This window comes from Syntrophorhabdus sp. (genome assembly GCA_012719415.1).
GTDB lineage: Bacteria > Desulfobacterota > Syntrophorhabdia > Syntrophorhabdales > Syntrophorhabdaceae > Delta-02.
The window spans coordinates 21797-33978 of record JAAYAK010000112.1 but is presented as its reverse complement, the minus strand read 5'-3'; the positions used below and the strand labels follow the sequence as shown (position 1 = coordinate 33978).

Genomic DNA, 12182 nt, shown 5'->3' with positions numbered 1-12182 from the left:
TACGGGCTCGCGGTGACGGGAATGGTCCATCCCGACAAGGTCCTCCTCAACGAAGGGGCGAAACCCTGGGACATTCTCGTTCTCACAAAGCCCCTCGGGACGGGCATCATGAACACCGCCATCAAGGGCAAGCTCCTCAACGAGGACGCGGCAATGGGCGTTGCGACGGTCATGGCCACGCTGAACAGGACGGCGGCCGAGGCGATGCTTTCCGTGAACGTTCATGCCTGCACGGACGTCACAGGGTTTGGTCTGGCCGGACACCTCAAGGAGATGATACGGGAGTCACTGGGGGTCGAGCTCCATGCCGGAAAGCTGCCCTATTTCGCGGAGGCCGTGGAGTTTGCCACATCGGGCCTGGTACCCGGAGGTCTTTACCGAAACAGGGACTTCTACGGGGAACACGTGGTCACCACGCGGTCCGATTTCTTCTTCGACATCATATTTGATCCCCAGACATCGGGGGGCCTCCTCATGGCCCTCGACCCCGCGGACAGGGCGAAATTCGAAGAGACAGCCACCCGCCTCGGCGTGGACTACCACATCATAGGCACCTTCCTCGCCGAACCGAAGGGGAAGATACTGCTCAGGTAAACACCGTTTGAACCGTTAGAACCGTTGCCACTGTTAGAACCGTTGGAAAGGCTACGGGCGGGGGGGAAGGTTTCGGAGCACTGACCCACATCTTCTATCCGTCCTTTGCCGGCAGGTGTCCCCAAATCCGTTGACCGCTAACTCCCAGACTATCTGAACGGTTCTAACGGCTCTAACGGCTCTAACGGTGCCAACGGTTCTAACGGATCTGTTTGAGCGGATAATTGCGGTCCTGCCAGCCGTGGATGCCGTATTCGAGGTTTCGGGTGTTGCGGTAGCCGTAAGCTCTCAGGTAGACGGCGGCGTGGGAGGAACGGTGGCCGCTCGCGCAATAGACGACGACAGGGGTGTCGAGGTCTTTCGGGAACTCGCCTATCCTCATGGCGATCTCACGAACGGGGATGTTCACGGCCCCTTCGATGAAGCCGGTCTGTTCCAGTTCTTTCGGTTCCCTGACGTCGACGAGGAAAAGCATTTGCTTCTTCGTGATCTTCTGCAGCAGTTCTTCGGGCTCGATGACGGTTTCCTCGTGGGGTGTCGCGAGGAAGGCCTCCATGGAGATGCAGAAGCTTTTCATGAGAGGTCCCAGTTCGCCCTCGGGTGCCGGTTCCATGGTGCTGAGGCCGCATTGGAGTTTCCCCGTCTTCGCGTCGAGCGGGGGAAAGAGACCTTTCAGGAATGTCTCGAACTCCTCCATTGTGCGCGGTGTCTTGAGGCAGACGTTGTTGACCTTCTCGTAACCCAGTGAGGAATTGATGTTGCCCCTGTAGTCGTGGGCAGGGTAGACGATGAGGTCATCGGAGAGGGGCATGATCCTGCCGAAGAGGCTTTCGTACATGTCGCGGGAGCTTCCGCCGGGCAGGTCTGTCCTTCCGCACTGGCCTATGATGAGGACGTCACCGGTGAAGATCCTGTCACCGGCGAGGATCGCCATGTGGTCCCGGGTGTGGCCTTTCGTTTCCATTGCCTGCAGGGTGATGTCGCCTATCTTCAGTTCATCCCCGTCACCGAGGTAGAGGTCGACCCTTTTCAGGGCATTCTCGGCAAGGACCTTCTCGATCCCGAAGAGGTCCGTGACCTTTGCCCCCAGCTCCCTCTGTGCCGGTGTGTTCCTGTTCATGACCGTTGTGGCCGTGAGCCTGTCGGCAAGCTCCGGCGCCAGGGAAACGTGGTCGACGTGGGTGTGGGTGTCGATGATGTGGGTTATGGTGAGTCCCCGGGACGAGATGAAATCGAGGAAAGGGTCCATTTCGTGGGAAGGGTCTATGATCACCCCTTTTCTTTCCCTTTCACAGGCGATGACATACGCGAGGCATCCATCAAAATTGAACTGCTTGAATATCATGTCACACCTCTTCGGCAAGGTTTTTTATCGCCGTCTTCAGTATTCTTCCGGCGGCAAGCTTCGATACCACCACGATATCCTCGAGCGGCAGATAGCCGGTGACGGAGGGATCGAAAAGGGCCCTGGCCGACGGCGGGAACTCGGTGTCCCCTTCCCAGAGAACAAAGGTGACGGGTACCTTGGGTAAGGCGAAAAGCGTGACAGAGGCGTCACCGAACCCTTCCTCCTTTGCCCCGAGGCCGCGGCCGGCGTCGAGAAAGGCGTGCCTGTCGTAGCCGAATGCCCTGACAAGAGGCTTGAGTACCCTCCTCTCGAAAACGGGGTCGTAGTGCATGCACGCGGGGATGTCCCCATAGGAGACCTTCTCGCCCGTAAGCGGGACCCCTGAGGCGGTGTTTATGTAGTGAAGGATGATGATCTTCGCGACGAGGGTGACATTGGCTCCCTTGGAACTCGAGAAGGTGAACCCAGGTACATCAAGGCGAATGGTCTCGTCGAAAAAAGGGACATGGACGCGTGTCTCGCTGCCAACCCTCTCGCAGCGCAGGCCCGCGAGGAAGAACTTCTCCTCCATGGCGCTTCCCAGGAGCTCGTCGCGGGCCCTGTCGAAGACGCCTTTGTATGTCTTTTGTCTCTTGAGTTCCATGATCAACGGCCCAGCTTGTCGTGGACCTCGTCGATCTTCTTCCGGTAGTCCCCGCTGTGAAATATCTCTGTGCCCATGACGAGGACATTGCCGCCTGCCCTGACGACCTCGGCGGCGTTTGCCGCCTTGATACCGCCATCGACCTCGAGGTCGATGTACCTGCCCGCCTTATCGATCATCCTGCGCGCCTCGGTGATCTTTCCGGCCATCTCGGGGATGTACATCTGACCTCCGAAACCGGGGTTGACCGTCATGATGAGGACGAGGTCGACAATGTGGATGACGTGTTCGAGGAGGCCGAGAGGTGTCCCGGGATTGAATGATATGCCGGCCCGCGCACCGGATTCCTTGATGACATCGAGGGTCCGGTAAAGATGATTGTCTGCTTCGGCATGTATGGTGACAATGTCGGAACCGGCCTCAGCGAATTGCCGCACGTATTGCGCCGGGTTCTCTATCATGAGGTGGACATCCAGGGGCTTCGTGTTGATCCTGCGCAGGGCCTCTACGAACATGGGGCCGATGGTTATGTTGGGAACGAAATGGCCGTCCATGACGTCCACGTGAATAAGGTCCGCGCCCGCATCCTCGACATCCTTTATCTCCTGGCCGAGGCGCAGGAAGTCGCATGAGAGGATGGACGGCGCGATGAGGATATCTTTCATGATAATGCCTCCATGGCTAGTAGATATTGATGACGATCTCCTCAGCCGAACTGAATATCGTTCTGGGAAGTATCGAGTACTCTATGCCGCCGCGCGCAGAGGCCCGATCGCTCCGCGCGTAATTGATCCTGTACTTTATCCCCTTCGTTTCGAGCTCGTCGGCGAGTTCATTGTAATTGATGTCGCGCGTGTCGGCCATGAGGTAATAGCACCTCGGCGCCGTTCCGACGAAGAGGGTCACCTTGCCGTATTCGAGGATGTCCGTGCCCTCTGCCGGAACCTGCGCGATGACCTTGCCGGTTCTGGAGTGGGGAACGAGGACCGTCTTTTCGAGAACGAGATGCCTGTCGCTGAACACCGGATGGGTCTCCTCGAGAGTGAGTCCCACGAAGCCCGGGGTCTTCATGAGCTCCGGCCCTTCAGACACGATGACATAGACCACCCTTCCTTTCTTGGTGGATATATTGGCATCGGGTTTTTGCACGGTGATATGATTGTAGGGCACGTCGTTGCGCCGCTCGTACCTGAGCACCACGAGCGCAAGACCCTTGTTCCTGAGAAGCTCCCGGGCGTCCTCTACGGTCTTCCCCCGGACATCGGGGCAGACCGTGGTTTGCTGGAACTTGAGAAGGAGGCTTATCGTCAGGTATGTCGACAGGCCGAAGACGAGTACCGGCGCCACAACATAGAATAGGATCTTCAAGAGCTTCATAGTTTCCTTATTCGTGCTATAAAGAAACCGTCCAGAGCCGTCTCATGCGGCAACGAGAGAAAACAATCCTTATTAAACAGGAACGGCAGCGGATTTTCAAGAACAAAGTTCTTATCTTCTGCCAGGTTGCGAATGACATCCATCGTTTCTTCAGGCTCGAAGGAGCAGACGCTGTAGACCACGCGCCCTCCCGGACGCACCAGGTCCCACAGCGACCGGAGCAGGGAGAGCTGCATCGCGGCGAACCGGTGGATATCCTCTTCACTGCGCCGCCACTTGATCTCGGGATGCTTGCGGACGATCCCGAGCGATGAGCAGGGCGCGTCGACAAGGACGGTATCGAACGATCCGGCCCTGAAAGGCGGGGCAAGGGCGTCGGCACAGACGATGTTGGTGCCGAGCGACGACAGGCAGAGGCGCTTCATGTTGTTGTCCATGGAGATGATGCGTGCCTGGGGAGATATCTCCCTCACCTGCTTCGTCTTCGTTGCCGAACCGGTGCACGCGTCGAGGAACAGTGTACCCCCCGTTGCCGCCGCCGCCATGCCCGCGAGTTGGGAGGCCTCTCCCTGAACGCTCACAAGCCCGTCCCTGAAGAGAGTGTTCGCGAAGACCGGCATGAGCCTGTCGACGGTGATGGCTGAGGGCGAAAGACGGCCGCGGCGTACCTCGATCCCGTCACCCGCCAGGGCTTCTATCGCCTTGTCGACGGTCAACCTGTGCGTGTTCACCCTGAGAGTGAACTCCGGTTCCCTGTTGAGCAGTCCGAGGAGCCTATCGGCCTCACCCATACCGAACCTCAGCGTCCAGCGGTCGACGAGCCATTTCGGGAATGACTGTCGCACCGCGTCGGCGGGGGGCAGGGCGCGGGTCTCCCTGTCATTCACGTACCGTCTCAGGACTGCGTTCACGAACCCGGCCACGAACTTTCCCTTCTCGTTCCTGGCGTACTCCACGGCCTCTTTCACGACATGGTAATAGGCCTTCTTCATGAAACCGACCTGGTAGAGTGTCATCCAGAGGAGGTATCGGACGTCCTTTTCGACAGGTTTTCTGGCATATCGGGAAAGGACAAGATCGAGATGTCCCCGCCACCGTATCACCCCCGAGGTTATCTGGTATATGAGCGCCCGTTCACCCTCGTTGAGCCGTGAGCGCGAGAAGGCGGAGTCGATGGACTCATCGAGGAACCTGCCGGATTCAACATCTCGAATGATGCGGATCGAAATGGCCCTGAGGAGATGTCCGAAGTTATCGCCGATAGGCCATGTCCTCCAGTCTCCTGATCCTCTCTTCGATAGGAGGGTGGGTGCTGAAGAGCGAACGAATGCCGCCGGCGCTGAAGGGGTTCACTATGAAGAGCGGGGCAGTGGAAGGGTTCGCATCGTTCATGGGATGGCGCGCCACGCCCGCATTGAGCTTGCGCAGCGCCCCCGCGAGAAAGAGAGGGTTTCCCGACAGGTTCGCCCCGCCGTCATCGGCCAGGTATTCCCGGGAGCGGGAAATGGCGAGTTGGATGAGCATCGCGGCGAAGGCGGCAATGACGGAAAAGATGATAACGGTGAAGATGTTGCCGCCTCCGTCATCGTCGTCGGAGGAACCTCCGAAAAAGGCCGCGAAACGGGCCCAGTTGGCGATCATCGTTATGGCGCCCGCCAGCGTTGCGGCAACGCTTTGAATGAGGATGTCGCGGTGCTTGATGTGGGAGAGCTCATGGGCGAGAACACCCTCGAGTTCATCCCGCGAGAGTATACGCATGATACCCGTCGTTACCGCCACCACCCCGTGCTCGGGATTGCGGCCGGTTGCGAAGGCGTTAGGACTGTCATCCTCGATGATGAAGACCCTCGGCATGGGGATGCCGGCGCGCTGCGCCAGGGATGCGACCGTACCGTGGAGCTGCGGCAACTCTGAGGGAGAGACCTCTCTCGCGCCGTACATTCTGAGGACGATCTTATCGGAGAACCAGTAACTGACGAAATTCATGACGAGGGCGATGGCGAAGGCGATCATGCCCCCGGACCGGCCCCCTATGATGCTGCCAAGACCGACCAGGATAACGGTAAGGACGGTCATGAGGAAGAATGTCTTGAATCTGTTCATCGAACCCCCATAAAAATTTATCCTATACATTATAAACATTTTGTATCTTTTATCAAGCCGGGGAGATGTTGGAAATCCTTGCCTTTTGACTCAAAAGGTTCATAGAATAATGACCAGGAATCAGGGTCAGGCACAGGCTTCTGAAAAAAGAAAAACCCGCATAGGATCAAGGGAAGATATGAACGGGGAGGGTGTGTCCGTCCCCCCATGAAGTTGGGGCACGGTACCCCTGTTGCGAGGTGGCCATGAACAACTGTGATCCGGAGAAGGAACAGGTTGCATCCTCCGTGGGACAGGACGGTGTCCGTGTCTTTTTCGACACCCCGCCCGATGCAGCCTTCATGATGGACAGCGACGGAACGATCATTACGCTCAATGAGAATCTGGCACGCCGTTTCAACCAGGATGTGGAGAAGATGGTGGGCAGCAACATATTCGATTATTTCTCGCCCGAGGTGGCCCGCAGCAGGAAGGCCCTGATGGAAAGGATAATCACGGCACGAAAGCCCCTTTCCTGCACCGATTTCCGGGACGGCGTCTGGCTTGAGAACTGCTACTATCCCGTTCTCGACCGGCAAGGGTCGGTGGCAAGGATCGCTGTCTTCAGCCGCGATGTGACGGCGGTCCGCCGCGCCGAGGAGGCCCTCAGGGAGTCAGAGGAGCGGTACCGGACGGCCATCGAGAATTCGAACGACGGCGTGGCCATACTGAAAGGCAACATCCATCTTTACGTGAACGGCAAGTTCGTCAAGATCTTCGGCTATGAAAGCCCCGCCGACATTGTAGGGAAACCGCAATCCCTCACTGTCCATCGCGATGACCATGAGAGGGTAGCCGATTTCACGCAGCGCAGGCAGCGCGGCGAGGCAATGCCGGAGCGGTATGAGTTCAAAGGGGTCAAGCGCAACGGTGACATCGTTTACATCGAGGTTTCCGCAACGGGGACTACCTACAGGGGGGAGGCGGTCGCGCTCGTGTACATGAGGGACGTGACGGTGAGGCGACTGCGTGAGGAAGCGCTCTGGCTCACGCGGTTTTCCATCGAACATGCATCGGAATCGATCTTCTGGATCAGGCCAGATGGGCGTTTCGTGTACGTGAACGATGCTGCCTGCGGCAAGCTTGGGTACACGAAAGAGGAGCTTCTCTCCCTCAGGGTCGTGGATGTCGATCCCGACCACACGAAGAGGGAACTCTCCGCCATAGGCAGGTGCATGGCGGAAGAGGGCTCCATCACTTTCAGGTCCCATCACCAGGCCAGGAACGGCCGCGTCTTCCCCGTCGAGGTGATCGCGAACCGCGTCACCTACAATGGAGAGGACTTCATCTTCTGCTTCGCCCGGGATGTTTCCGACGGGGAGATCGCCGAGGAGAGACTCAGCGCGGAGCGGCAAAAGTTCCAGATCCTCATAGAGCACGCTCCCTTCGGTATGGCCATGTTCGACAGGGAAGACAGGTATCTCTATGTGAACCCGAAGTTCACGGAGATCTTCGGATTCACCCTTGCCGAGATACCCGACCGCGCGGCGTGGTTCGAGCGTGCCTATCCCGACGAGGCCGTGAGGAAGACCGTAACCGACGCCTGGCATCACGACACCAGCACCACGGATGCCGGAGAGAAGATGCCACGGACCTTCCCCGTGGTGTGCAAGGACGGGGCGACAAAGCTGATCAATTTCATCACCGTCCGTCTGGAGAACGACGACTACATCGTTTCCTTCGAGGATATAACGGAGCGCCGTCTCGCCGAGGAGGCCCTGGCAAATGAAAAGGAGCGCCTCGCGGTCACGCTGCGTTCCATCGGTGACGGCGTGATCGCCACCGACGCCGATGGGAGGATCGTTCTGATGAACGCCGTCGCCGAGGAACTGACCGGTTGGAGACAGGAGGAGGCGGCAGGAAGGGAACTTACCGATGTTTTCCACATCATCAACGAGAGGACCCGCGCAAGATGCGAAAGCCCCGTCGACAAAGTGCTGCGAATGGGGGCCGTCGTCGGCCTCGCGAACCATACGGCGCTCATCTCGAAGAACGGCGGTGAGCTTGCCATAGCTGACAGCGGCGCCCCCATACGGGACAGGGACGGGAGTATTGCCGGTGTGGTGCTGGTCTTTCGCGACGTGACGGAAAGGAAGAGAATGGACGAGGAACTGCAAAAGATGAGCAAGCTTGAATCGGTGGGCATTCTGGCAGGAGGAATAGCCCACGATTTCAACAATATCCTCGCCGCCGTGCTGGGCAATGTGTCTCTGGCGAAGATGTACACGAAGCCTTCAGACGAGAAGGTGCTGAGACGTCTCGACGACGCGGAACAAGCGGTATTGAGGGCCAGGGACCTGACCCTCCAGCTTCTCACCTTTTCAAAGGGAGGTTCTCCTATCCTGAAGACGACCTCCATCGAAAACGTGGTCAGGGAAACGGCCAGTTTCGCCCTCACGGGTTCCGGGGTCAGGTGCGACTTCACATTTGCCGAAGACCTTTTCCCCGTTGATATCGACGAGGGCCAGATGAGTCAGGTCATAAACAATCTCATCATCAATTCCCAGCAGGCCATGCCCGATGGCGGGGTGATCACGATCGAGGCCGCGAACCTCGTCGCCACCCAGGAGATGATGGAGCACGGTACTTTCCTCAAGCCCGGCAGCTATGTCCGGATATCGGTGAGAGACCACGGCATCGGGATCGCGCCGGAACAGGTGCACAAGGTATTCGATCCCTACTTCACGACCAAGGATAAGGGCAGCGGTCTCGGACTCGCCACATCTTATTCGATCATCAAGAATCATGACGGCCATATCACGCTCGAGTCCGAACAAGGTTCGGGAACCACCTTCTTCATTTACCTGAAGGCGTCGCGGTGGCCCGCCGCCTCCATCACGAGGGACGTCCGGGACATGAGGAGCAGCGTGCTCAGGGCCAGGGTTCTTCACATGGACGACGAGGCGATGATACGTAAGACGACGAAGGAGATGCTAGAGGGCCTCGGTTACGATGTGACCTCCGCGGCGGATGGCCGGGAGGCGATCGCCAGGTATCGTGAAGCGAGCGCTCAGGGCACTCCTTTTGACGTCGTCCTTCTCGATATAACCGTTCCTGGTGGATTGGGAGGGAAGGACACGGTGAAAGAACTCCTTGCCATCGACCCCGGCGTCAGGGCCATAGTCTCCAGCGGTTACTCCAACGACCCCGTCATGGCAAGCCACCGAAAGTACGGCTTCAAGGGAGTCCTGGCCAAGCCCTGCCTCATGGAGGAACTGGACGAGATCATAAGAAGCGTACTGGGAGAAAGATGAGAAACCGTTAGCACCGTTAGCACCATTGGAACCGTTGGAACCGAGAGACGGTTAGCAGCCGTCTTAGGCGCCAGGGTAGCTTCAGTCCCTCATACAGAGAGAGGATGCCCCAGCCCCGCCAACACTCCAACGGCTCCAACGGCTCCAACGGTGCTAACGGTGCTAACGGTTCCAACGGTCAAACCCCTTTGGTTCGGGGGTTCAGCCTTTCTTTCCCGCGAAGACCTCCACGGCGGAGCGGCCTTCAAGCGGGCACTTGTTCTCGCATATGCCGCAGCCGTTGCAGAGCTCGTCGACGATGTAGGGCCGCTTGAGGGTGACCTTTTTGCCCTTATGATCGATGTCCTCCACCGTTTCGAAGCGGATCGCCTTTTCCGGGATGGGGCAGTGTTCTTCACAGACGATGCAGTTGAGCTTTTTCGCGTAGGGAAGGCAGATGTTCTTGTCTATGACGGCGGTGCCGATGATGCTTTTTTGCTTCTGGCCAAGAGGGAGACGGGGTATGGCGCCGGTGGGGCAGACCTGTCCGCAGAGCGTGCAATTGTATTCGCAATAGCCCAGCCGGGGAATGATGACGGGCATGAAGAGGCCCGTGACGCCGGCCCGCGTGAAATCGGGGTAGAGGGCGCTGCGCAGGCAGACCTTCATGCATTCTCCGCAGCGGACACATTTCTTGAGAAAATCGTCTTCGTCTTTAACGCCTGGAGGACGGAGGAGGCGGTGGTCTTTTTCAGGGTGACGGAAGGAGAACAGCCTTGAGAGAAAGAAACCGGATACGAGGCTGACGAGGAATACCCTCTTGGACATGACAGGTTGTCCCTGTCCTTCCTTTACCGGGCGAAAAAGTGTTTTCCACCGCAGCGGGAATTCGACGCGGCCGAAACGGCATTGGACACGACACTGCATGCAGCGGATACAGTTGTCGGTTTGCAGCATCTCCTCGTCGAAGGCGGACGGGCAGTGAGAGCGGCAGTCGCCGCAGTCCTTGCAGATCCTTCCGGGAAGCCTGCGGAAGAGAGAGAAGCGGCCGAGAAGCCCGAGGAGTGTGCCCAGAGGGCAGATGTTCCTGCACCAGTTCCTCCTTTCAAACCTTTCAAGGGCGAGGATGAAAAGAAAGACGGCGAGGGAGAGGAAGGCGAGGGGATAGAAGGTTTCGCGAAAAGGCAGGACATAGTCCCTGAGGAAATCATAGAGAAAAGCGACAGTATCCCGTTCTTCCCCGGCAACCTGATAGAGGCCCGACCAGCCTGCCCTGGCTACATAACCGACGAGGGGATAGAAGAAGAGAGTGAGTGCCCTGATGAGGATCGCGATGGGGTCGAGGACGCCGGACAGGTTCACGGAAAAGAGGGCCGTCGCCAGAAGCGTGAAGAGAAGGTAGTATTTGAATGAGCTCTTCAGAAAACGGATGGGGGAGCTTTTCGGTATCCTGTGCGTGACGAGATCGATCACGGTCCCGAGGGGGCATATCCAACCGCAGAAGAACCTACCCAGAAGGAGTGTGCAGACCGCCATGATGAGCGCCGGCAGAAGAAGGAACGTAAAGCCCTTGACGGCCAGGACATAGCTTGCGAGCACGAGGGGGTTGGCCCTGAAGAAGCTGTTGACGGCGACAGTTATCTCATCCTTTCCCCGATAGTCGGTGATGATGAAAAGGAACAGGAAGAGGCCGAGGAAGAGGAGTTGGGAGACGCGGGAGGCGGGAAGTTTCATAGAAACGGTTTTAAGTTTTAGGTTTTAAGTTTTAAGTTAAAGACCTTATCTACGTATCTCGTAAACATCTGCATGGCTTTAAACATCATACAGTTGGCCTATGAAAAGTCTTAGGTTCTGAGCAGAGACCGGGGAAGAGTGTTTCCGACAACGGGATAGACATTCTCGTCTCCTTACGTCTTTCACTTAAAACTTAAAACTTAAAACCTAAAACTTGTCTCACTTAAAACCTAAAACTTAAAACCTTCATCTTCTTCACATCCATCTCTCCAAGCCCGCGCTTGTACGCCGTGACCGTCGTGGGGATGTCCTGGGGTTTCATTCCGAAGAGGGTGGTGGCATAAGCGTCGGCGGCCACGATGTCCCGCGAGGCGATCACGGTGTTCAGGACCTTCACATCCTTGAGACTGCCTCCCTGGGGGCCGTGGTCGGTGAGGACCCTCGTGGCGTCGATGATGACGAGATGGCTTTTCACGACGCTGCTCACGTCGCAAAGGGCGTCCTCTATTCCTCGGTGAATGTATCCCCTGTTGTCGGCCATTATCCCCATCATGTTCTTGAGGCCCAGGGTGAGCCCCGTCAGGCTGTGGTGCTTGGCGATGGGCACATTGATGAAGACGTCGGCGTTAAGGGCGTCATCGTAGAGGGGCCACTCCTTCAGGAAACGCCCGTTGAGCGCGGTCTTCCTGAAACGGTCGTTCTCGACGAACCGGACATCGACGTTCTTCATGCCCTTCAAGGCTGCCGGGATGCCGCAGTTCTCGTAGGAACGGCGCGCGTCGTTGCAGGTGTGGTCGAAGACCTTCACCCTCCTGGCGCCTGAAGCAAGGCATTCTTCAACGATGGTCTTCACCACGAGCGGGTGCGTGGTCGCGGCATATTCGGGTTTTCTGTCCCAGCCCATGTTCGGTTTGACGACGACGGTGCTTCCCGCTTTCACGAAAGCCTTCATGCCGCCGAGGGCGGCTATCGTTTTTAGAGTGGCCGCGGCATAGTCGGTGCCCTGCGCGACGGCTACGACAGGCGGGGCCGCCTGTCCGAACAGCCTCCCGGGGACCTGGCTCACAACGAGCGACGACAGGCCAAGCTTCAGGAAATCTCTCCTTTTCAT

At 57.9% G+C, this 12182-nt stretch carries 10 protein-coding genes; 2 read left to right on the top strand and 8 right to left on the bottom strand.

The window, feature by feature from the left end; genetic code table 11:
* A partial coding sequence (gene selD, locus GXX82_07020; GenBank protein ID NLT22782.1) for a selenide, water dikinase SelD occupies positions 1-594 on the top strand: 594 nt, incomplete at its 5' end.
* Between the two features lie 199 nt (positions 595-793).
* On the opposite strand, the gene GXX82_07015 is transcribed toward selD, so the two are convergent.
* The 6 genes from GXX82_07015 to htpX all read right to left on the bottom strand — a co-directional run bounded on the left by GXX82_07015 (position 794) and on the right by htpX (position 6065).
* Complete coding sequence (locus GXX82_07015) at positions 794-1939, bottom strand: MBL fold metallo-hydrolase (GenBank protein ID NLT22781.1); 1146 nt, start codon at positions 1937-1939, stop codon at positions 794-796.
* Position 1940: 1 nt separating this feature from the next.
* Positions 1941-2585, bottom strand: a complete 645-nt coding sequence (locus GXX82_07010; GenBank protein NLT22780.1) for a DUF3786 domain-containing protein — start codon at positions 2583-2585, stop codon at positions 1941-1943.
* 2 nt (positions 2586-2587) lie between these two features.
* Positions 2588-3250: a ribulose-phosphate 3-epimerase gene (locus GXX82_07005; GenBank protein ID NLT22779.1), complete on the bottom strand. Its 663-nt coding sequence runs from the start codon at positions 3248-3250 to the stop codon at positions 2588-2590.
* 16 nt (positions 3251-3266) lie between these two features.
* Positions 3267-3962 carry a PASTA domain-containing protein gene (locus tag GXX82_07000; protein NLT22778.1) on the bottom strand — a complete coding sequence of 232 codons (696 nt, stop codon included), beginning with the start codon at positions 3960-3962 and terminating at the stop codon, positions 3267-3269.
* Complete coding sequence (locus GXX82_06995; protein NLT22777.1) at positions 3959-5065, bottom strand: hypothetical protein; 1107 nt, start codon at positions 5063-5065, stop codon at positions 3959-3961. Before GXX82_06995 ends, GXX82_07000 begins: the two co-directional genes overlap by 4 nt.
* Positions 5066-5213: 148 nt before the next feature.
* Positions 5214-6065 (bottom strand): zinc metalloprotease HtpX, encoded by an 852-nt coding sequence (gene htpX, locus GXX82_06990; protein ID NLT22776.1) that lies wholly within the window; start codon positions 6063-6065, stop codon positions 5214-5216.
* A gap of 245 nt (positions 6066-6310) precedes the next feature.
* Between htpX and GXX82_06985 the strand changes: the two genes are divergently transcribed.
* Positions 6311-9358 (top strand): PAS domain S-box protein, encoded by a 3048-nt coding sequence (locus GXX82_06985; protein ID NLT22775.1) that lies wholly within the window; start codon positions 6311-6313, stop codon positions 9356-9358.
* A gap of 201 nt (positions 9359-9559) precedes the next feature.
* Here the strand turns inward: GXX82_06985 and GXX82_06980 are convergent, their stop codons facing one another.
* Positions 9560-11071: a 4Fe-4S binding protein gene (locus GXX82_06980; protein NLT22774.1), complete on the bottom strand. Its 1512-nt coding sequence runs from the start codon at positions 11069-11071 to the stop codon at positions 9560-9562.
* A gap of 223 nt (positions 11072-11294) precedes the next feature.
* On the bottom strand, positions 11295-12182 hold the full coding sequence (locus GXX82_06975) for a DUF362 domain-containing protein (GenBank protein ID NLT22773.1): 888 nt from the start codon (positions 12180-12182) through the stop codon (positions 11295-11297).

Bases quoted from the DNA above. Each gene is read 5' to 3' on its own strand.
- GXX82_07010 (NLT22780.1), bottom strand. From the start codon at position 2,585: ATGGAACTCAAGAGACAAAAGACATACAAAGGCGTCTTCGACAGGGCC.
- GXX82_06980 (NLT22774.1), bottom strand. From the start codon at position 11,071: ATGAAACTTCCCGCCTCCCGCGTCTCCCAACTCCTCTTCCTCGGCCTC.
- GXX82_07015 (NLT22781.1), bottom strand. From the start codon at position 1,939: ATGATATTCAAGCAGTTCAATTTTGATGGATGCCTCGCGTATGTCATC.
- GXX82_07000 (NLT22778.1), bottom strand. From the start codon at position 3,962: ATGAAGCTCTTGAAGATCCTATTCTATGTTGTGGCGCCGGTACTCGTC.
- GXX82_07005 (NLT22779.1), bottom strand. From the start codon at position 3,250: ATGAAAGATATCCTCATCGCGCCGTCCATCCTCTCATGCGACTTCCTG.
- htpX (NLT22776.1), bottom strand. From the start codon at position 6,065: ATGAACAGATTCAAGACATTCTTCCTCATGACCGTCCTTACCGTTATC.
- GXX82_06985 (NLT22775.1), top strand. From the start codon at position 6,311: ATGAACAACTGTGATCCGGAGAAGGAACAGGTTGCATCCTCCGTGGGA.
- GXX82_06975 (NLT22773.1), bottom strand. From the start codon at position 12,182: ATGAAAAGGAGAGATTTCCTGAAGCTTGGCCTGTCGTCGCTCGTTGTG.